Origin of the sequence: Lentzea sp. CA-135723, from assembly GCF_050936595.1 — a bacterium.
Taxonomy (GTDB): Bacteria; Actinomycetota; Actinomycetes; order Mycobacteriales; family Pseudonocardiaceae; genus Lentzea.
This window is the reverse complement of record NZ_JBNJMK010000002.1, coordinates 559,971-580,426: the sequence shown is the minus strand read 5'-3', so window position 1 is coordinate 580,426 and position 20,456 is coordinate 559,971. Positions and strand designations below refer to the sequence as shown.

Here is a 20,456-nt window from a genome sequence, read left to right as displayed (position 1 = left end):
CGCTACCCATTCGGGTAGTTGCCCGCGGGATCATACGTGGAGCGGTCCTGTTGAGACGCCCATAGCGCAGGAAGCTTTACCTGGGCAAGTGGCGCGCTTTCTCCTAGCATCAATTCCGCTGATACTTTCAGCGGCGGATTGTGGAGAGATCTTGGAAAACCGGCTGAAAGTGTGGTGCGCCGGAATCAGCGATCAGGTGGTGCCGGGCACGACCACCGTGCTGGAAGGCGCTCCTGGCACGGGAAAGACGGCGGCGCTGGACGACCTCGCGGCACGCTGGGAGGCCTCCGGCAGGCAGGTCGTGCGCGCCCGCGGAAGTGCATTGGAAAGCGATCTTCCATTTGGGATCGTGGCACAGCTCTTCGACCTGGTGGACCCGGATCTCGTTCCCGCGGAGGCGCTGGGTGCGGTGCAGCTCACCGCGGCCGCGCCCGATTTTCCGGTGCTGCACGGCGTCTACCGGCTCGTCGCCGCGCTGGGGTCGCGTACCTCGCTGCTCGTCGTCGTGGACGACGTGCACTGGGCCGACGCCGCGTCGTTGCGCTGGCTCGCCTATCTCGCCCTGCGGGTGCAACGGCTGCCGGTCGCCCTGGTGCTGTCGCTCGGCGTGGGCGAGCGGTGTGACGACCCGTCGTTCGGCGAGATCATGGCGGCGTGCCAGCGGATCGTGCTGGACAACCTGACGTCCGCCGAGGTCGGCCTGCTGGTGTCCGGCGCGCTGGGCGAGGCGGCGCCCGAGTTCGTGGCCGCGTGCTGCGAGGCGACCGGCGGCAACCCGTTGACGGTGACGCGCCTGCTCAGGGCGTTGGCGGAGGACGCGGTGCCGCCGACCGCCGAGGCCGCGTGGCGGGTGGCGCAGCGCGGTGCGGAGGTGGCCGGCGAGATCATGGCGGCCCGGCTGCGCCGCCGCCCGGCCGCCGTCGTGGCCGCGGCGCACTGCCTGGCCGCGCTCGGCCCGTCGCCGCATCCCGGGGTGCTGGCCGAGCTGACGCGGCTGAGCCCGGTCGAGCTCGCGGAGGCCGTCCGGACCGTGGAGCTGCTCGGCGTGGCTGGGCCCGCCGTGCTCGACGACATGCCCGCGCCCGCCCGAGCCGCGCTGCACCTGCGGGCCGCGAGGTCCCTGCGGGCGCACGGAGCGTCCGATCGGGCAGTCGCCGACCACCTGCTGGAGACGTCGCCAGGCCTGGAGCCGTGGGCGGGCGGGGTGCTCGACCGCGCCGCCCAGGAGGCGGTCAACCATGGCGACACGGCCGGTGCCGCCCGGTTGCTGTGGCGGGCGTTGCGCGAACCGGTGGCGAACCCGTCGCGGGCGTTGCGGCTGCTGGGGATCGCCGAGCTCGTCGGCGACCTGCCGGGCGCGACGGCCAGGCTGCGCGAGGCCTATCAGTCCGATGTGGACGACGTGGAGTCCGCGATCGCGTTGTCCTACGCCCTGCACGCCGCCGGCGAACCGGCCGAGATCCGTGCCGTTCTGGGCAGTTCTCCGTGCGCGCAGGCACATCTGGCCGTGCACGGGCTGGCGTGGCAGGAGGCGGTGCCCTCGACCGTCTCGCTCGACTCCCCCGCCGGCGTGCTGCACCGCGTGATGGTGGGCGACATCAGGGCTTCGGAGGCCGTGCGGCTGGTGTCGACGGACGGCGTGCTGGCGTCGCTGGCGTCGGCGATGACGCTGAACCTCGCCGACTCGCTGGACGAGGCACTGGCCCTGCTGGACGAGGTCGACCGCGGGCAGGCACCGGTGTTGCGCGCGCTGACGAACGTGATGCGCGCGAACGTCCAGCGCCGCAAAGGAGATCTCGCCTCCGCCCGCGCCGACCTGGAGACCGCCGGGGAGCACCTGCGGCAGGACGGCCGCTGGCACGCGGTCACGGCGTGGCACGCCGCGCTGCTCGCGGACATCCTGCTGGAGGAGGGCCGCCTCGACGAGGCCGCCGCGGTCATCGCCGGGGCCACGACGGAGGACACGCGCCGGGTGTGGTCGTTCGGCGGCGTGCTGACCGTGCGGGGCCGGATGCTGACCGCGCGGGGTGACGATCACGAGGCCCTGGAAGCGTTCCTGGCCGCCGGACGGCACTGCGCGGCCTGGCCGTACCGCAACCCGGCGGCGTTGTCGTGGCGTTCCGGCGCGGCTTTGGCGTGCGCGGCGATGGGCGACGGCGAACGCGCCCGCGACCTGGCGATGGAAGAGGTCGTGCTGGCCCGCGAGTGGGGCGCGCCGCGGGCGTTGGGCATGGCGTTGCGCGCCGCGGGCCGGGTGACGGCGGGCGCGGCCGGGCGGACGTTGCTGGAAGAGGCCGTGCGGGTGCTGCGCGGCTCCCCCGCCCGTCTGGAACTCGCGCGCGCGTTGGTGGACCTCGGCGTGGTGGTGCGCCGGCAGGGAGACACGGCCGGTGCGCGTGTGTGCCTGCGGGACGCGGTGGACCTGGCGCAGAAGTGCGGGTCGTCGGCGATGGCCGCGCGGGCCTACTCCGAACTGGTCGCCACCAGTGCCGGGCCTCGTCGGATGCGTCAGACGGGACCGACCGCGCTCACCCCGGTGGAGCATCAGGTCGCTGAGTTGGCGGCACGCGGCCGTTCGGATGACGAGATCGCGTCCACGCTGCTCATGCCCGCCGAATCGGTCTCCGGCGTGCTGTCGGGCATCTACCGGAAGCTGGGCGTATCAGGCCGTTTGCAGCTCGCGGATGCCCTTTTGGGCGAATAGTTCGGACCCGTTCGGCCGATGGCCGGATTGCGACTTTCGGTCCTATCGTCCTGTCGCATGGCGAGCGAATTTCAGCGCAGCAAGGTGGTTCTGGTCTTCGGGGCCATGGACGTGACCGGGGACGGGTACCTGACCGAGGAGGACTTCCGGCTCCTCGCCCAGCGCTGGTCCGGGCTGCGCGGCAGCGACGAGAAGCTGCTGACCCAGGTGATGCTGGGCTGGTGGGAGACCCTCCAGCAGGCGGCGGGCGGCGCGGAGCGGGTGACGCTGGACGACGTGCTGAGCGTCGTGGACCTGCTGCCGGACCACATCGAACCGGTGCTGGGCACGGCCGACGCGATGTTCGGCGCCGTCGACGCCGACAACGACGACTACGTGTCCGAGGCCGAGTACCGGGTGATGATCGAGGCGTGGCTCGGCCACGAAGGCGACACCGACTTCGCCGTGCTCGACCTGGACGGCGACGGCCGGTTGTCGCGGGCCGAGTTCGCCACGCTGTGGGCGGAGTTCTGGGCGGGCGACGACGCCGACGCGCCCGGTTCGTACGTGTTCGGGCCCGTTCAGGCGGCCTGAACGAGGGTGAAGAACTCCTGACGTGACGCGGGGTTGTCCCGCAGCACGCCCTTCAACGCGGACGTGACCGTGCGGGAGCCGTTGACCCGCACGCCGCGCAATGCCATGCACATGTGCTCGGCCTCGATCACGACGCCGACCCCCAGGGGCTGCAACTGGTCCTGCAACCAGTCGGCGACCTGCTTGGTGAGCCGTTCCTGCACCTGCAGATCCCTGGCGAACATCTCGACGACCCTGGCGAGCTTCGACAGCCCCAGGATCCGTTCGCCCGGCAGGTAACCGACGTGCGCGACGCCGTGGAACGGCAGCATGTGGTGCTCGCACAACGACTGCACCGGGATGCTGCGGGCGAGCACGAGCTCGTCGTAGCCCTCGTCGTTGGGGAACGTCGTCATGGTGAACTCGCGGGGCGTCAGCATCTCCGCGTAGGCGTGCGCGACCCGGCGGGGCGTGTCCGCCAGGTGCACCGAGTACGGGTCCTTGCCGAGTGCCTTGAGCAGGTCCGTTACCGCCCGCTGCGCCGCTTCGACGTCCATGGCGCCACGGTAGATCCGCTTTTCGATTTTAGTCAACAAGAGTAGTTTTTAGAGATGGCCGACCCCGTCGCCGCCGTCGCGGCCCTGGACGAACCGAACCGGCGCAAGCTCTACGACCTCGTGGCCCGCGCGACCTGTCCCATCAGCAAGGACGAGGCAGCGGCGGCCGTCGACCTGCCCCGCACGACGGCCGCGTTCCACCTCGACAAGCTGGTCGAGATGGGGTTGCTCACAGTGGTCCACGAACGCCGCACCGGACGGTCGGGGCCGGGTGCGGGACGGCCGGCGAAGCTCTACCGGCGGTCGGACGAGCAGATCGCGGTGTCGTTGCCGGACCGGCGGTACGAGGCCGCGAGCCATCTCGTGACGGACGCGTTGGTGGAGGCGGAGCAGACCGGCGAGCCGGCGCGGGTGATCCTCAATCGCCGCGCCTACGAGTGGGGCGCCGATCTTGCCGGGCAGGCCGCAGAAGCGGACGCGTCGCGCGGGCCGGCGTCGAACCGCGTGACGGAGGCGTTGGCGCGCTTCGGTTTCGAGCCCCTGGCCGAGGGTGGATCGATCCTGCTGCGGAACTGCCCGTTCCACAGCCTGGCGCACCGGCACACCGAGTTGGTGTGCGGCATGAACCTCTGCCTGATCAGCGGCCTGCTGGACGGGATCGAGGCGAGCGGCGTCACCGCCCACCTCGATCCGTCACCGGGTCACTGCTGCGTCAGGATCTCTCAGGCGCCGTCTTCCAGGTCGCCCTCGGTCTCCAGGTAAGCCGCCCTCAGCGCGTCCAAAGTGGACTCCTCGGGGTGTTCCCACATCTTGCGCTCGGCCGCCTCCAGCAGGCGTTCCGCGATGCCGTGCAACGCCCACGGGTTCGACGTCTGCATGAACTTGCGGGTCTCCGGGTCGAGCACGTACGTCTCGGTGAGCTTCTCGTACATCCAGTCGGCGACGACACCGGTCGTGGCGTCGTAGCCGAAGAGGTACTCGACCGTCGCCTGGAGCTCGAACGCGCCCTTGTAGCCGTGGTTGCGCATCGCCCCGACCCAGCGCGGGTTCACCACGCGGGCGCGGAAGATCCGCGAGGTCTCCTCGGTGAGCGTGCGCGTGCGGACGGCCTCCGGGCGGGTGCTGTCGCCGACGTACGCGGCGGGTGCCTTGCCCGTCAACGCCTTCACCATCGTGACCATGCCGCCGTGGTACTGGAAGTAGTCGTCCGAGTCGGCGATGTCGTGCTCGCGGGTGTCGATGTTCTTGGCCGCCACCGCGATCCGGCGGTAGGCCGACTCCATGTCCTGGCGCGCCTCGATCCCGTCGACGCCACGGCCGTAGGCGTAGCCGCCCCAGACCGCGTAGACCTCGGCGATGTCGGACGAGTCGCGCCAGTTGCGGCTGTCGATCAACGGCAGCACGCCCGCGCCGTACGCGCCCGGCTTGGAACCGAAGACGCGCAACGTGGCGCGGCGCTGGTCGCCGTGCTCTTCGAGGTCGCGCAGCATGTGGGCGCGCACGAAGTTGTGCTCGGCCGGTTCGTCCAGTGCGGCGACGAGCTGCACGGCATCGTCCAACATGGACACGACGTGCGGGAAGGCGTCCCGGAAGAAGCCGGAGATCCGGACCGTGACGTCGATGCGCGGGCGGTCGAGCTCGTCGAGCGGGACGACCTCCAGGCTCGTGACGCGCCGCGACTGGTCGTCCCACACCGGCCGGACGCCGAGCAGCGAGAACACCTCGGCGATGTCGTCGCCGGACGTGCGCATCGCGGACGTGCCCCAGACCGACAGGCCGACCGAGGGCGGCCACTCGCCGTCGTTCTCGTCGCGGTAGCGGGCGAGCAGCGAGTCGGCCATCGCCTGGCCGGTCTCCCACGCGAGCCGCGACGGGATGGCCTTCGGGTCGACCGAGTAGAAGTTGCGGCCGGTCGGCAGCACGTTCACCAGGCCGCGCAGCGGAGAACCGGAGGGGCCTGCCGGGATGTAGCCGCCGTCCAGCGCGTGCAGGACGTTCGTCATCTCGTCGGTGGTGCGCGCGAGCCTCGGCACGACCTCGACGGCCGCGAACTCCAGGATCTTCCGCACGTCCTCCGACTCGTGCAGACCCGCCGCGGCCGCGCGGTCCCAGCCGGCGTCCTCCATCGCCTGGACGAGCGCGCGGGCCTCTTCCTCAACCGCGTCAACGTCTTCGCGGCCCGTGGTGGTGAGCCCGAGCGCTTCCCGCAAGCCCGGCAGCGCGGCGACCTGACCGCCCCACATCTGCCGTGCCTGCAACATGGCGAGCACGAGGTTGACCCGCACGCTTCCGGTCGGCGCCTCGCCAAGGATGTGCAGGCCGTCGCGGATCTGCACGTCCTTGACCTCGCACAGCCAGCCGTCGACGTGCAGGATGAACTCGTCGAACTCCGCGTCGTGCGGGCGGTCCTCCATGCCGAGGTCGTGGTCGAGCTTGGCGGCCTTGATCAGCGTCCAGATCTGCGCGCGGATCGCCGGCACCTTGGCCGGGTCCATCGCGGAGATGTTGCCGTACTCGTCCAGCAACTGCTCCAGGCGCGCGATGTCGCCGTAGCTGTCGGCGCGGGCCATCGGCGGCACGAGGTGGTCGACCAGCGTGGCGTGCGCACGGCGCTTGGCCTGCGTGCCCTCGCCGGGGTCGTTGACGAGGAACGGGTAGATCAGCGGCAGGTCGCCGAGCGCCGCGTCCGTGCCGCAGGACGCCGACATGCCGACGGTCTTGCCGGGCAACCACTCCAGGTTGCCGTGCTTGCCGACGTGCACGACCGCGTCCGCGCCGAAGTTCGACTCGACCCACCGGTACGCCGCGAGGTAGTGGTGCGACGGCGGCAAGTCGGGGTCGTGGTAGATCGCGATGGGGTTCTCGCCGAACCCGCGCGGCGGCTGCACGATCACCGCGACGTTGCCGGACCGCAGCGCGGCCAGCACGATCTCGCCGTCCTTGGACTTGGAGTGGTCGACGAAGAGCGTGCCGGGCGCCTCGCCCCAGTGCTCCCGCATCGACTCGCGGAAGTCGTCCGGCATCGTCTCGTAGAACTCGCGGTAGTCGGCAGCGGCGATGCGGATCGGGTTGCTCTCGAACTGCTCCTGCGTGAGCCAGTCGGCGTCCTGGCCACCGGCGGCGATCAACGCGTGGATGAGCTTGTCGCCGTCGAGCTCGTCGACGCCCGGCAGCTCGTCGCCGATGTCGTACCCGTGCTCCCGCATGGCCTTCAACAGCCGGACGGTGGACGCGGGCGTGTCGAGGCCGACGGCGTTGCCGATGCGCGAGTGCTTCGTCGGGTACGCCGACAGCATCACGACGATCTTGCGTTCGACGACGGGGATGTGCCGGAGCCTGCCGTGCCGCACCGCGATGCCCGCGACGCGCAGCGCCCGTTCCGGGTCGGCGACGTAGACGGTGAGGCCGTCCTCGTCGATCTCCTTGAAGGAGAACGGAACCGTGATGATCCGGCCGTCGAACTCCGGGATCGCGACCTGGGTCGCGGTGTCCAGAGGAGACAGTCCGTCGTCGTTCTCGTCCCACGTCTCACGGCTGGAGGTGAGGCACAGGCCTTGGAGGATCGGCACGTCCAGCGCGGCGAGCGCGCCAACGTCCCACGCGTCGTCGTCACCGCCGGCCGAGGCCTTGGCGGGGTTCGTGCCGCCCGCCGCGAGCACCGTGACGACCAGCGCGTCGGCCTTGCGGAGCGTGTCGAGCAGCTCGGGTTCGGCGGTGCGGAGCGAGGAGCAGTAGACCGGCAGGGCCTTGCCGCCCTTGGCCTCGATGGCGTCGCACAGCGCGTGCACGAACGCCGTGTTCCCGGCGACGTGGTGCGCGCGGTAGTAGAGCACCGCGACCGTGGGGCCTTCGGCCGTCGTCTCTTCCCGTTCCAGCACACCCCACGTGGGGGTCGCCGCGGGGGCCGCGAAGCCGTGGCCGGTCAGCAGCACGGTGTCGGAGAGGAACTTGTGCAGCTCGGTGAGGTTCGCCGGGCCGCCGTGCGCGAGGTAGAGGTGCGCCTCCGCACACACGCCACCGGGCACCGTCGACAGCTCCATGAGCGCCGCGTCGGGCTGCATCTCACCGCCGAGCACGACGACGGGCAGCCCGCAGGCCAGCAGCCAGTCGAGCCCTTCCTCCCACATCCTGCGGCCACCGAGGATGCGCACGAGGACCAGCTCGACATCGTCCACGAGCCCGGGAAGGTCGTCGACGGTGGTGCGCGCCGGGTTGCCGAGCCGGTACTCGGCACCGCTCGCACGCGCCGACAGCAGGTCGGTGTCGGAGGTCGACAGCAGCAGGATCACGCAGGCTCCATCCCTCGTGGGGTCCTCGCCCCAGGTTGCGGGTGACGGCCGAAGCGGAGTTCCTGACTCCCAGCGTCGTGCGCTGGTCACAGTGGCGGGACCGCGCCGGATTCACACCGGCTTCCTCCTGCGCTTCGTCGTTCGGGCTCACCCTAACCGGCGGGTTACAGTCCGACCTATGCGTAGTCACCCGGATGCCTGCCCCGGCGCCGTCGAGCTGCATCAGGCGGCTGACGGTGGGCTGGCGCGCATCCGGGTGCCGGGCGGCACCCTCTCCGCTGCTCAGTGGGACGTCGTGCGAGGTGCGGCTCTGGAGCTCGGGTCCGGCGCGGTGGAGCTGACCTCGCGGGCGAACCTCCAGATCAGAGGCCTGTCGGACGGCGTGGAACTGGGTGCGCGGCTGGCCGCGGCGGGGCTGCTGCCGTCGGCGACGCACGAGCGGATGCGCAACATCATCGCGGCGCCGCTGGAGGACAACCAGGCGCTGGTCGACGAGATCGACGAGACGCTGTGCGCGGACGCCTCGCTGGCCGGGCTGCCGGGGCGCTTCCTGGTGACGGCAGGTGCCGCGGTGAGCGGGCTCGGCGGTGACTTCGGGCTGGTCAACGAGCCGTCCGGCGGCTTCGTGCTGCTTCTCGCCGGCGCCGACACGGGCGTTCGCGTCACCGACCCCGTCGACGCCCTCCTGTCCGCCGCCCGCCTCTTCCAGCAGGTGCGCGGCACGGCCTGGCGCCTGTCCGAAGTGGACGACGGTGTGCGAAAGATCACCGCCCACTTCGGCATTTCCGACGCCCCGCGCGTCACCCCGGCTGTGACTCCTGTCGCACCTTCACCGTTGACCCCAGGCGTTCCACTCGGCCGCCTCGACGCTGAGCAACTCCCCGGCGTCGCCCTGCGCCTGACCCCGTGGCGCAGCCTGGTCGTGCCGGCCGGCACCGACACCACCGGCCTCATCACCGACCCGCGCTCCCCCTGGCACGGCGTCAGCGCCTGCACCGGCCGCCCCGGCTGCGCCAAGTCGCTCTCCGACGTACGCGCCGATGCACGCGCCTGGCTCAACATGCCCCACCACACACACGGGCCAGGCCGGGTACCCCCAATTTCGATTCTAGGGAGCAGGTCCGACAGTCCTGGCGCTGTGCACTGGTCGGGCTGTGCCCGCCGCTGCGGCCGCCCGGCGGGCGAAGTGATCGAGTTCGTCGCGACCGGCGACGGCTACGAGGAGATCCGTTGACGCAGTACATCAAGGACGGGGCGGAGATCTACCGCCAGTCCTTCGCCACCATCCGCGCGGAGTCGGACCTCACCGGGTTCCCCGACGACGTCGCGAAGGTCGTCGTCCGCATGATCCACGCGTGCGGCATGACCGACCTGCCCGCCGACGTCGCGTTCTCCCCGAACGTCGTCCGCGACGCGCGCGCGGCCCTGCGCAGCGGTGCGCCGATCCTGTGCGACGCCAACATGGTCGCGTCCGGCGTGACCCGCCGCCGGCTGCCGCAGGACAACGAAGTCCTTTGCTTCCTGCAGGACCCGCGAACACCCGGACTGGCCAAGGCCATCGGCAACACGCGCAGCGCCGCCGCCCTCGAGCTCCTGCAGGACCGGTTCGGCGGTGCGGTGATCGCGATCGGCAACGCGCCCACGGCGTTGTTCCACCTCCTCGACCTCATCGCCGCCGGGGCGCCGCGGCCCGCCGCGATCCTCGGCATCCCGGTCGGGTTCATCGGGGCCGCGGAGTCCAAGGAAGCTTTGGCCGCAACGGATCTGGAGCACCTCGTGGTGCGCGGACGGCGCGGCGGCAGTGCCATGACGGCGGCGGCCATCAACGCGATCGCGAGCGAGGAAGAGTGACGGGCAAACTTTACGGCGTCGGCCTGGGTCCCGGTGACCCCGAACTCGTGACGGTCAAGGCCGCGCGGCTCATCAGCGAGGCCGACGTGGTGGCGTTCCACAGCGCGCGGCACGGCAGGTCCGTCGCGAAAACCATTGCGGCGCCGTACTTCCGCGACGGCCAGATCATGGAACAGCTCGTCTACCCGGTCACCACCGAGGACACCGACGACTACCAGGGCGAGATCGACTCGTTCTACGAGGAGGCCGCCGCCAAGCTGGCCGCGCACCTCGACGCGGGCCGCACGGTCGTCGTGCTCGCCGCGGGAGACCCGTTCTTCTACGGCTCCTACATGCACATGCACAAACGCCTCCAAGACCGCTACGAGTGGGAGGTCGTTCCCGGCGTCACGTCGGTGAGCGGCGCGTCCGCGGTCCTCGGCACCCCGCTCGTCGAACGCGACGAGGTGCTCACGATCCTGCCCGGCACCCTCCCGCCCGCCGAACTGGCGAGCCGCCTCGCCGACACCGACTGCGCGGCGATCCTCAAGCTGGGCCGCACTTTCGGCAACGTCCGCAGCGCGCTCGAAGCGTCCGGCCGGCTCGACGGCGCCTGGTACGTCGAGCGCGCCACCACCGGCAGGCAGAAGATGTCGCCGCTGGCCGACGTCGACCCCGGCGAGGTGCCGTACTTCTCGCTCGCCCTGCTGCCGAGCCGGTCGAAGCCCGCCAAGCCCAGGGGCGAGGTCGTCGTCATCGGTCTCGGCCCCGGCGACCGCGCGTGGCTCACCCCGGAGGCCCGCCAGGAGCTGGAGGCCGCCGACGAGCTGGTCGGGTACAGCACCTACCTCGACCGGGTGCCGGCACGCCCCGGTCAGAAGAAGCACTCCTCGCACAACCAGGTCGAGTCCGAACGCGCCGCCTTCGCGCTGGACCTCGCCCGCAAGGGCGCGCGCGTCGCGGTGATCTCCTCCGGCGACCCCGGCGTCTTCGCGATGGCCACGGCGGTCCTCGAAGTGGCGGCGGAGACCGGCGACGTGCCGGTGCGCGTCCTCCCCGGCGTCACGGCCGCGAACGCCGTGGCCGCCAAGGCGGGCGCGCCGCTCGGCCACGACTACGCGGTGATCTCGCTGAGCGACCGCCTCAAGCCGTGGGACGTCATCGCCGAACGGCTCGAAGCCACCGCCAAGGCAGATCTGGTGATCGCGATCTACAACCCGGCGTCCAAGGCCCGCACCCATCAGGTGGCGGACATGCGCGACCTGCTGCTCCGGCACCGCGCACCGGAGACCCCGGTCGTCGTCGGACGTGACGTCGGCGGCCTGGAGGAGGAGATCCGCGTCCTCACGCTCGGCACCCTGGACCCGACCACGATCGACATGCGCTGCCTGCTGATCATCGGCTCGTCCCAGACGGTCGTGACTCCTGAGGGCGTCGTGTTCACACCCCGGCGGTACCCGACCAGCTGACGGCGTCGTCCACGGAGGCCACCACTTCCGCCGGCGGGAGCGGTGGCCTGCGCACGACCACTACCGGAATCCCGAGCTGCTCGGCGGCGTCGAGCTTGGCCGACGTCATCGGCCCGCCGCTGTCCTTGGTGACGAGCACGTCGACCGCCCGCGACCGCATCAGCTCCAGCTCACCGTCCACGGTGAACGGACCGCGCGCGAGCAGCACCTCGATCCGGTGCGGCAGCGGCGGTTCCGGCGGCTCGACCATCCGCGCCAGGAACCACTGCGGGCACCCGGCGAACTCCGCCAGGTCCTGCCGCCCGGTCGTCAGGAACACCCGCTCCCCCGGCAACGACCGCGCGGCCTCGGCGACGCTGTCCACCCACGTCCAGCCGGGCCTGGGCTCGAAACCGGGCCGCCGCAGGACCAGCAACGGCACGCCGACCTGCTGACAGGCCTCGAAGGCGTTCTGGGTGATCCGCCGCGCGAACGGGTGCGTCGCGTCGATCACGGCCCTGACATCGTTGTCCCGCAACCACTGCGCGAGCCCGTCGACACCGCCGAACCCGCCGATGCGCACCTCGCCCGCGGGGAGGGCGGGACTGCTGACCCGCCCGGCCAGCGACGAGACGACCCGGCGGCGCGGAACGACAGACCCGCCCTCCTCGACCGCACCGGCCACCAGCCGCCGCGCGAGGTCCCGCGCCTCCCCCGTGCCACCGAGGACGAGGATCATCGAACGCGGGTGGCCGAGTACAGGTGGCTGTCCGGGAACTGCGTCGCCCCCAGCACCCGTCCCACGATGATCACCGCGGTCCGCTTGATCCCGGCCGCCGCGACCTGCGCCGCGATGTCGTCCAACGTCCCGCGCAACACCACTTCGTCGGCACGCGACGCGTACGCCACGACCGCCACCGGGCAGTCCCGGCCGTAGTTCGGCACGAGCTCGGCGACGACGTCCGAGATCCGCTGCACGGCCAGGTGCAGCACGAGCGTCGCGCGACTGCGCCCCAGCGTGTCCAGGTCCTCGCCCTCGGGCATCGGCGTGGCGCGCTGCGAGGTGCGCGTCAGGATCACCGTCTGTCCCACGCCGGGCACGGTGAGTTCGCGCTGCAACGACGCCGCGGCGGCGGCGAAGGCGGGCACCCCCGGCGTGACGTCGTACTCGATGCCCAACGCGTCCAACCGGCGCATCTGCTCTGCCATCGCGCTGAACACCGCCGGATCGCCGGAGTGCAGCCGCGCCACGTCGAGCCCGGCCTCGGCGGCCGCGACCAGTTCGGCGACGATCTCGTCCAGGGTCAGCTCGGCCGTGTCGACCCTGCGCGCGCCCGGTGGGCAGAAGTCCAGCAGTTCCACCGGCACCAGCGCGCCGGCGTACAGGCACACCGGTGACGAGGCGATCAGCGACTGCCCGCGCACGGTGATGAGATCGGCCGCCCCTGGTCCGGCGCCGATGAAGTGCACGGTCACTTGATGACGCTCCACGTGGTCACGGGCATGTGCGGCCGCCACCCGGTGAACTTGCCGACCGCCGACCCGCGGTTCACGGCTATCCGCACCAGGTCGCCGCCGAGCTTCGCGTACCACTGCGCCACGACGGCCTCGGACTCGAGCGTCACGGCGTTCACCACCAAACGACCGCCGGAAGCCAAGGCGTCCCAGCAGGCCTGGAGCACGCCGGGCACGGTCACCCCGCCGCCAACGAAGATCGCGTCGGGCTTCTCCAGGCCCTGCAACGCCTCCGGTGCCCGTCCGATGTGGACCTCCACGCCCGGCACGCCCAGAGACGCAGCGTTACGACCGATTCGCTCTGCGCGTTCGGCCGACTGCTCGACGGCGATGGCGCGGCACGTCGGATGCGTGCGCGCCCACTCGATCGCGATCGAGCCCGATCCGGACCCGACGTCCCACAGCACCTGCCCGGGCAGCGGCGCCAATCTCGACAGCGAAATAGCCCGCACCTCTCGCTTCGTCAGCTGGCCATCGGATTCGTACACGTCGTCGGGCAGTCCGGGAACCCGCGAGAAAGCGCTCCCGCCGTACTCGATCGCGATCACGCACAGCGGGTCCGAGTCCTGCCCGGACCAAGGGTAAACCCGCTCGGCGGCACCACCTAGCTGTTCGAGCACGATGATCGGTCCGGCAAGCGCCGCAACGGTCTCCGGGTCACCACCGAGCACGAGCACGCGCCGTCCCGGCGTCAACACGGGGCGTAGCAGGTCGGCCGAACGAGCCACCAGCGACACGACCTCGACCTCGTTCAACGCCCACCCGAGCCGCGCGCAGGCGAGCGACACCGACGACGGGTGCGGGATCACCGTGACGCGTTCTCCCAGCAACCGCACCAGCGTCGTGCCGATGCCGTGGAACATCGGATCCCCGGACGCGAGCACGCACACGTCCCGATGTGTTTCGAAAAGTCCCGGCAGTGCCGGCACCAGCGGCGACGGCCACGCCACCCGCTCGAACTCCCCCGGCACCAGGTCGAGCTGCCGCCGCGACCCCATCAGCACACGTGAGCTGGAAACAGCCTGTTGGGCGGCAGGCGAAAGCCCGTCCCACCCGTCGGCGCCGATGCCGACGACCACGACGTCAGACACTGCCGCTGACCCGCTTCACCTGGATCTCGATCACGACGCGCTGCGGGTTGACGCGCGGCTGCCGGTAGCGCACCGCATACCGCCGTTCGGCGTCCTCAACGGATTCCACGTCGTCGCGCACGACGGCGGGACCCTCCAACGTGGACCAACGCCGACCGTCCACCTGGCACACCGCCGCGTACCCGGCCCTGCGCACGTGCCTGACCTTCCACGACGCGCCGGACGTGATCACCCGCGCGACACCGGCCTCCTGGTCGAGCGTCACCCCGACCGGCACCACCTGCACAGTCCCGTCCGGACGGACCGTGGACAACGTGCACAGGTGCCGTTCGGTCCAGAACTCGGTGAACTCGGGGCCGCGCTCGATCGACATGGACCGATCATAGGCGGGCGCAGCGATGCGGCCCGTCACCAGGAGGAGGTGACGGGCCGCACTTCAGGGCTGCTCTACGGGTAGCTGATGACGTTCACCGGGACCGTGCCCGGCGGTGTCACCCCACCCACGTCGTTGACCACGTGGGTGATCGTGCCCTGGTAGTTGAGCGACACGGTCAGCAGGTTGTGCAGCCGCACGCCGGACCTGTTGGGCACCTCGAACGCGTGCTCGGCGCGCACCGACGGGTTGACGTTGAAGAAGCAGTAGCTGCCCAGACCCCACGCCTCGTGCGAGGTGACGCTGTCCGCGACCTTGTAGGCCGCGTAGCCCGTCACGCCGTTGGGCGCGTTCCAGGACGCCTGGTTGGGCACGTCGTACGGCATCTCGTTCTGGAAGAAGATGGTCCGCCCGCCGTTGCCGTTCCAGATCACCTGGTACTTCTGGTAGTGCTCGACGAACAGGCCGGTGGCCAGCACGTTGTTGCCGTTCACGACCAGGCCGGTGTCACCGATGGCCTCGTTCCAGCCCCAGGTGCCGGCGTTGCCGTGGTCGGCGCGCCAGATCCAGGTGTGGTCGATGATCGTGTTGTGGCTGTTGACCACGAGGCTGTTCGTCGCCTTGCCCGCGATCGCGCCGCCGACGCGGAAGAACACGTCCTGCAGCGTGGTCGGGTTGGACGCGTGCGACGCCGACGAGCCGGCCGGGCCGACCGTCAGCAGCGAGTTCGACAGCGTGGTGCCCGCGTCGAACAGGATGCCCTTGATCCGCACGCCGTCGACGTCCGCGACCTGCATCGCGGTGACGCCGTTCTGCGGCACGATCGTCGCGTAGCCGATGCCCAGCACCACGGTGTTCGGCCGGGTGATGTTGATCGTCTGGTTGACGTTGTAGATGCCGGGCGTGAAGAACAGGTTGCAGCCGTTGCCGAGCGCCGCGTTGATCGTGGCGGCCGTGTCGCCGGCCTTCACGACGTAGAACTCGCTCATCGGCTGCGACGTGCCGGGCGTGCCGCCGTTGATCCACGAAGCGCCGGAGGCGTTGGTGCGCAACGAGGGCAGGAACACCCGGTACTTGCCGTTCTCGAAGTAGAGGTACGGCACGTCGCGGGAGATCGGCGTCGTCGCCAGGTTGGTCGACGGCGGGTTCGGGAAGGTGGTGGCCGGTGCCCCGGGCGTGCCGGAGAACACCATGTTCCACACGCCGCCGTTCCAGCTGCCGTAGTTGGAGTCGCGGGTGTACCACTGCTGCTGCGACACCGACGCCGTCTGGCCGCTGACGCGCGTGTCCGCCGTGTAGCCGCCGGACGCGAACCCGTAGCTCGCCGGGTAGAGCGCGAGGTTGCCGCGGACGTCCATGCGGCGGAACGGCGCGGCCTGCGCGACGGCCCACCGGTTGGTGCCGCTGCTCGGCACCACGGCCATGTTCTCGGCGGAGCGCCAGAAGTTCTGCAGCGCCACACCCTTGTCGGACTCGTTGAACGCGTCCACGGTGATGTCACCGTTGATCACGACGTCACCGGGGTTCTTGCCGAGCCCCGAAACCGACGTGTAGTAGCCGACGTCGTCGTGGATGCCGCTGTAGGTGCCGGGCTTGAACAGGTGCGCGACCCGCCGCGGTGCCATCTGCGCGGTGATCGTGTCCTTCTGGTTGTTGAAGTCGATGTCGAGCTGCGTCTGGATGCTCGTCGCCGACATGCTCGGGTCGAAGATCCGGGTGTTGGGCCCGAAGTTCGGCGTGTCGGACTGCAGACATCCCTGCTGCGTCCCGATCGTGTAGGTCGCGCTGGCCACGGCCGAGTTCGCGAGCCCGGACCTGATGCCGATCGCCTGCACGGTCCGGCTGCTGGACACGGAGATCGGCCCGCTGTAGACCGGCGAGCTGCCGGTCGGCGTCGAACCGTCCACTGTGTACCGGATCGTCGCACCGGACGTGCTCGTCGAGATCGTGACCGTCTGCGCGGACGCGTAGGCGCCACCGGGCGGGCTGAACGTCGGCGTGGCGACCGGCGTGCCGATCACGTAGGACGCGCTGCCCACCGCCGAGTTCGGCTGACCGGACTTGATGCCGATGGCGTTGATGGTCCTGTTGCTGGACACGCTGATCGGCCCGCTGTACACCGGGCTGCTCGTCGTCGGCGTAGACCCGTCCGTGGTGTAGCGGATCGTCGCGCCGCTGGTCGACGTCGAGATCGTCACCGTCTGCGCCGTCGAGTACGTGCCGCCGGGCGGGCTGAACGCCGGGGTGGCCACCGGTTGCGCCGCACCCTGGTGGGTGTAGCTGAAGTGCGGCGTGTCGTACTGCGGACCGCTCTTCTCGTAGGTGAACCAGTAGTCGACGACCGTGCCGGACGACAGCGACCCGACGGTCTTCTGCCAGGTCCCGGCGTTGTTGGTCATCCGGAAGTTCTGCTGCGTTTGGCCGGAGATCAGGTAGTGCACGTCGACGTAGTTGGCAGGGGTCGTCGGCGTGAAGTTGATCCGGGCCTGAGTCGCGTCGATCGCGGTCACGTTCTGCGTGTAGTCGTCGGCCGCGTGGGCGGCCTGGACCGTCGCCAATGACGACAGGGCAATCGCTGCGGCGGCAAGTCCCCGCCGCCATCTCGTCTTTGAGAGCGCTCTCACACCTGGAACGGTAAAGCCGAGATGTCAGCTTTGGAAGACGTAAGTTACTGGAAAGCTCGAACGCTCTAGCGGCACGCGATCCCGGTCCCCGCTTTGTTTTCACCCGAACGAGCACCCGATTGGCCGAAAGGCTCGGCTGGGACCCGAGCAAGGTCTCAACGGTTGAGAACGGCAGGGCACGGGCCAGCGAGGTCGATCCGATCCAGTACTTGTCCATGTGCGGCAAGGACATCGACTTCATCAGCGACTTCCGGCGCCGCTACCAGTACGCCTTCGACGAGTACATCGTGCAGGTGTCGGGCAACCTCCGCACCGTCGGCAAGGCCGAGGCGACCACGGTGACGATCACCAGCTACGACACGATGGTCGTGCCGGGTCTCCACCAGATTCCCGAGTACGCCACGGAGGTCTACCAGGCACACGGCACGGTCTCGGAGAAGCGCATCCCCGAACTCGTGCAGTGCCGAACGGACCGCCAGTAGCAATACGAGAAGGCGAACCCGGTCGCCTGCAGCGAGTCCGAGTTCGCGCGCGTCCTCGTGCAAGACCTCGGTGCGATCGCGAAGGCACGGCAGCTCTTCGAACGCTTGGCGAAAGTCGCGCTGAACCACGGGCAGACGCGCCACAGGCCGGCCCAATACCTGACCCAGCCGATCGGAGTGGGGTGAGTCCGCCCCCAGCCAGCCGCACGCCGGCGCCCCGGCAGAGCAGCTCGTCGTCGGCACAGCAGCCCACGACGTAGAAGAACGCCGGCGGCGACGTGCTCGCGTTCCCGCCTGACAGAGCCTGGTCCGGCTAGTTACTGCATGTTGCTGACGTGGCGGTGCGCGGCGTCGGCCGTGCAGGCGTAGAGCTGCAGGTTGTAGCTGCGCCCGATCATCAGCATCGTCGGCTCGTTCGGCGACGGGAACGGCGGGTGCTCGCCCTCCGCGTCCTCTACCGGCTGCCAGGCGCCCAGGCCGTCCCACTCCGCACTGGCCAGGGTGAGCAGCGGGGTGACGTCCGCAGAACAATCGGGGCAGGACATCGGGAACGGGTCGGAGAAGCTCCACGGCCCGTGCCCACCGGCCTTGGTGCCGTCGGCCACCGCCAGGGTCAGCTGGTACCTCCCGTGGTCCCCGTCCTCCCACTCGCGGACCCGCTCGGCCAGGTCGCGCGGCAGGCAGTGCGGTGCCGGGTACTCCGTGACCTCTTCCGGGTGCAGCACGCACGGCTGCGGCAGGTAGTGCTCCTCCACGGCGGCGGGCAAAGGCGCCTCGACCGGGTCGGTCACGTCGGCGACGACTCGCCAGCGCAGTGCGGTGGTGGGCACGTAGCCCTCGTCCTCGTGGTCGAACGGGCACCACAGCACCTGCAGCAGGTCCGCGCCGCCCGGGCTGGGCAGGCCGGGCACGTCGCGCGCGTACAACTGGGCGACCGGCACCATTGGCAACGGGCCGTCCACCGCGATCTCCTCGCCGTCGTCCACCCGGTCGACGACGAGCTTCTCCCGCTCTGTCAACAGGTTCTGGCCGGGCGGGCGCGGGCGTGCCCACGCCTCGGCGAGGATTCGCCGGCGTGCCAGCACGTCCGGCACGGAAGCGCCTTCGAGCACTGGGCCGGCGTGCTCGGGACACGTCGGCCACGGCTCGTCCGACGGCCACAGGAGTGGGCCGCCGATCGAGCTGTCCGCGGCCGTCGGCTCGCCCGGCCTGGGGTGCAGGCGCACGGTGGTGCGTGCGAGCGGGGCCAGGCCGGGGATCAGCGCCGCGATGTCGACCGGGCGCGGCGGGGTGGTGCGGACCATGGCGGTGATCGTAGCCGCGGGGTCAGGTGCCGCGGTTCTCGTTGAGGTAGTTGTAGATCGTGTAGCGGGTGACCCCGAGGTCGGCCGCCAGCGCGTCCACCGCGTCGCGGATGAGGAAGTAGCCCGCCTCGTCCAGCACGCGGACGACCTGCGACTTGTGCACCTTCTTCATCAGTTCGACCGGCACGCCCACGTCGGCGATGGCCTTCTCGACCAGGACGCGTTGCAGCGTGTCCACGTCCTGCGGGAACGACTCGACCGGGCCCGAGGCCTCGTGGGCCGCGAGTTTGTTGACGCACAGGCATCCCACGGCGACGCCCGCCGCGTCGCGGACGAAGGTGGTGGAGGACCAGATGGCCCTGCCGTCCGGGGCGTAGGTCTCGTAGCCGGGCATGTCGGTGGTGGTGCCACGCCGGACGAGACCCAGCAGCAGGTCCGTCATCGGGCCGCCCACCTGGCGGCCGGTCAGCGAACCGGCGATCGCGATGATCGAGTTCGGCAGCCGGGACAGGTCGTGCACGACGACCTCGGTGTCCGGGCCCAGCGCCGAGGCGAGGCTGTCGATCGTCGGGACCAGCGCCGACAGAGCCGCGGGAATCGGTGAGGTCGCCGTGCCGGACAACGACTTCAGCGCCGCGCGCACCCGTTCCAGCGTGCCGCGCGAGGTGGTGGCGTGCGGGGACAGCCGGACGTGCTCCGGGCGCACGGTGGCGGTGACGCCGAAGGCGTTCAACGCCTCCCCGACCACCGAGGCCGCCTCGGGCATGGTGAAGGCGAGGATGCCGGCCCTGCGGTCGCGCGCCGACACGATCTTGCCGCCGGCCGACAGCACGATCTCCTCGACCTCGCCGACGATCTCGCTCACGGCGGCGTCCAAAGCGGACACCCCGGCCAGTTCCACGAGTTCCAACGCTTCGGCGAACGCTCCGGACACGACCGGCGAGAGGTTCGTGATGTTCCAGGAGGCGGCGTCCGGGGCCGCGTCGTGCACTGAGTCGTCGAACAGGCCCGCGTCGAGCGCGCCCGTCCAGCCCGACAGCACGGGCGACAACCGTTCCAGGGCGCGGTCCGACAGCACGGCGAAACCGGTGCTCCAGCCCGCCCGCAGCCACTTCTGGCCGCCGACCACGAGCACGTCGGCGACCTCCCACGGCTCGTCCACCACGCCGAAGCCCTGGATGCCGTCCACGATCAGCAGCCGGTCGCCGACGGTCTCGCGCAACGCCGCCAGGTCCGCGCGGTAGCCGGTGCGGAAGTCCACAGCGGACACCGACAGTGCCGACACCTCGGCGGTCAGGGCAACGGAGACGGCGGCCGGGTGCACCGGGCCGTCCAGCACGACCGACGGGAGGCCCGCCCGCACCCACGGGTAGGTGTTGGACGGGAACTCCGCCGCCGAGTACATGACCGTGCCGGACAGCCCGAACGCCGCCTGGAACAGGCCGACCGACGTGTTCGGCACGAGCGCCACGTGGTCGGTGTCCGTGCGGCACAGGCGTGCCACGGCCGCCTTCACCCGTTGCTCCTCGCGCATCAGGGTGTCCACAGTGGAGGGACCGGCCAGCGAGGCCTGTTCCATCAGCCGCGAGGTCGCGGTGACCACCGGCAGGGACGGCGGGCCGAAGCGGGCGAAGTCGAGATACCCCTCGGGTTCGCGGAACTGGGAGAGGTACGAGGCGTCGATCAA

16 protein-coding genes and 1 riboswitch are annotated in these 20,456 nt (G+C 70.6%); of the genes, 7 read left to right on the top strand and 9 right to left on the bottom strand.

Going from position 1 to position 20,456, the window contains the following annotated elements; genetic code table 11:
* The first annotated feature begins 151 nt into the window (after positions 1–151).
* Complete coding sequence (locus tag ACQEU1_RS38750; RefSeq protein WP_433213610.1) at positions 152–2,704, top strand: AAA family ATPase; 2,553 nt, start codon at positions 152–154, stop codon at positions 2,702–2,704.
* Between the two features lie 57 nt (positions 2,705–2,761).
* Positions 2,762–3,277 (top strand): EF-hand domain-containing protein, encoded by a 516-nt coding sequence (locus ACQEU1_RS38745; RefSeq protein ID WP_433213607.1) that lies wholly within the window; start codon positions 2,762–2,764, stop codon positions 3,275–3,277.
* Here the strand turns inward: ACQEU1_RS38745 and folE are convergent.
* Positions 3,265–3,813 carry a GTP cyclohydrolase I FolE gene (folE, locus tag ACQEU1_RS38740; protein WP_433213604.1) on the bottom strand — a complete coding sequence of 183 codons (549 nt, stop codon included), beginning with the start codon at positions 3,811–3,813 and terminating at the stop codon, positions 3,265–3,267. The genes ACQEU1_RS38745 and folE overlap by 13 nt on opposite strands.
* 54 nt (positions 3,814–3,867) lie before the next feature.
* Between folE and ACQEU1_RS38735 the strand changes: the two genes are divergently transcribed.
* Positions 3,868–4,575, top strand: coding sequence for a helix-turn-helix transcriptional regulator (locus ACQEU1_RS38735; protein ID WP_433213601.1), 708 nt, complete (start codon positions 3,868–3,870; stop codon positions 4,573–4,575).
* On the opposite strand, the gene cobN is transcribed toward ACQEU1_RS38735, so the two are convergent.
* On the bottom strand, positions 4,536–8,102 hold the full coding sequence (gene cobN, locus ACQEU1_RS38730) for a cobaltochelatase subunit CobN (protein ID WP_433213598.1): 3,567 nt from the start codon (positions 8,100–8,102) through the stop codon (positions 4,536–4,538). The two genes, ACQEU1_RS38735 and cobN, sit on opposite strands and share 40 nt — an antisense overlap.
* Before the next feature lie 35 nt (positions 8,103–8,137).
* Positions 8,138–8,272: riboswitch (cobalamin riboswitch) on the bottom strand.
* 8 nt (positions 8,273–8,280) lie between these two features.
* Here cobN and ACQEU1_RS38725 point away from each other — a divergent pair.
* The 3 genes from ACQEU1_RS38725 to ACQEU1_RS38715 are packed head-to-tail and all read left to right on the top strand — an operon-like array spanning position 8,281 to position 11,401.
* A complete protein-coding gene (locus ACQEU1_RS38725; RefSeq protein ID WP_433213595.1) occupies positions 8,281–9,336 on the top strand; it encodes a hypothetical protein in 1,056 nt (351 codons plus the stop codon).
* On the top strand, positions 9,333–9,953 hold the full coding sequence (locus ACQEU1_RS38720) for a precorrin-8X methylmutase (protein ID WP_433213592.1): 621 nt from the start codon (positions 9,333–9,335) through the stop codon (positions 9,951–9,953). The genes ACQEU1_RS38725 and ACQEU1_RS38720 overlap by 4 nt, the downstream gene beginning before the upstream one ends.
* A complete protein-coding gene (locus tag ACQEU1_RS38715) occupies positions 9,950–11,401 on the top strand; it encodes a precorrin-2 C(20)-methyltransferase (protein ID WP_433213589.1) in 1,452 nt (483 codons plus the stop codon). Before ACQEU1_RS38720 ends, ACQEU1_RS38715 begins: the two co-directional genes overlap by 4 nt.
* Here the strand turns inward: ACQEU1_RS38715 and ACQEU1_RS38710 are convergent.
* The 5 genes from ACQEU1_RS38710 to ACQEU1_RS38690 form a co-directional block, all read right to left on the bottom strand.
* Positions 11,373–12,119, bottom strand: a complete 747-nt coding sequence (locus ACQEU1_RS38710) for a cobalt-precorrin-6A reductase (RefSeq protein ID WP_433213586.1) — start codon at positions 12,117–12,119, stop codon at positions 11,373–11,375. The genes ACQEU1_RS38715 and ACQEU1_RS38710 overlap by 29 nt on opposite strands.
* Complete coding sequence (gene cobM / locus ACQEU1_RS38705; RefSeq protein WP_433213583.1) at positions 12,116–12,856, bottom strand: precorrin-4 C(11)-methyltransferase; 741 nt, start codon at positions 12,854–12,856, stop codon at positions 12,116–12,118. The genes ACQEU1_RS38710 and cobM overlap by 4 nt, the downstream gene beginning before the upstream one ends.
* Positions 12,853–13,986 (bottom strand): precorrin-6y C5,15-methyltransferase (decarboxylating) subunit CbiE, encoded by a 1,134-nt coding sequence (gene cbiE / locus ACQEU1_RS38700; protein ID WP_433213580.1) that lies wholly within the window; start codon positions 13,984–13,986, stop codon positions 12,853–12,855. The genes cobM and cbiE overlap by 4 nt, the downstream gene beginning before the upstream one ends.
* A complete protein-coding gene (locus ACQEU1_RS38695; protein WP_433213577.1) occupies positions 13,979–14,359 on the bottom strand; it encodes a TIGR03618 family F420-dependent PPOX class oxidoreductase in 381 nt (126 codons plus the stop codon). Before ACQEU1_RS38695 ends, cbiE begins: the two co-directional genes overlap by 8 nt.
* A gap of 74 nt (positions 14,360–14,433) precedes the next feature.
* Positions 14,434–16,869 carry a chitobiase/beta-hexosaminidase C-terminal domain-containing protein gene (locus tag ACQEU1_RS38690; protein WP_433216994.1) on the bottom strand — a complete coding sequence of 812 codons (2,436 nt, stop codon included), beginning with the start codon at positions 16,867–16,869 and terminating at the stop codon, positions 14,434–14,436.
* A gap of 233 nt (positions 16,870–17,102) precedes the next feature.
* Between ACQEU1_RS38690 and ACQEU1_RS38685 the strand changes: the two genes are divergently transcribed.
* Positions 17,103–17,465, top strand: a complete 363-nt coding sequence (locus ACQEU1_RS38685) for a Scr1 family TA system antitoxin-like transcriptional regulator (RefSeq protein WP_433213574.1) — start codon at positions 17,103–17,105, stop codon at positions 17,463–17,465.
* Positions 17,466–17,782: 317 nt separating this feature from the next.
* On the opposite strand, the gene ACQEU1_RS38680 is transcribed toward ACQEU1_RS38685, so the two are convergent.
* Positions 17,783–18,769, bottom strand: a complete 987-nt coding sequence (locus ACQEU1_RS38680) for a hypothetical protein (RefSeq protein WP_433213571.1) — start codon at positions 18,767–18,769, stop codon at positions 17,783–17,785.
* A gap of 22 nt (positions 18,770–18,791) precedes the next feature.
* Positions 18,792–20,456, bottom strand: coding sequence for an aminotransferase class V-fold PLP-dependent enzyme (locus tag ACQEU1_RS38675; RefSeq protein ID WP_433213568.1), 1,665 nt, complete (start codon positions 20,454–20,456; stop codon positions 18,792–18,794).

Coding starts and splice junctions, on each gene's coding strand:
- ACQEU1_RS38735 (WP_433213601.1), top strand. CDS start 3,868: ATGGCCGACCCCGTCGCCGCCGTCGCGGCCCTGGACGAACCGAACCGG.
- ACQEU1_RS38745 (WP_433213607.1), top strand. CDS start 2,762: ATGGCGAGCGAATTTCAGCGCAGCAAGGTGGTTCTGGTCTTCGGGGCC.
- ACQEU1_RS38680 (WP_433213571.1), bottom strand. CDS start 18,769: ATGGTCCGCACCACCCCGCCGCGCCCGGTCGACATCGCGGCGCTGATC.
- ACQEU1_RS38725 (WP_433213595.1), top strand. CDS start 8,281: ATGCGTAGTCACCCGGATGCCTGCCCCGGCGCCGTCGAGCTGCATCAG.
- ACQEU1_RS38695 (WP_433213577.1), bottom strand. CDS start 14,359: ATGTCGATCGAGCGCGGCCCCGAGTTCACCGAGTTCTGGACCGAACGG.
- folE (WP_433213604.1), bottom strand. CDS start 3,813: ATGGACGTCGAAGCGGCGCAGCGGGCGGTAACGGACCTGCTCAAGGCA.
- ACQEU1_RS38710 (WP_433213586.1), bottom strand. CDS start 12,119: ATGATCCTCGTCCTCGGTGGCACGGGGGAGGCGCGGGACCTCGCGCGG.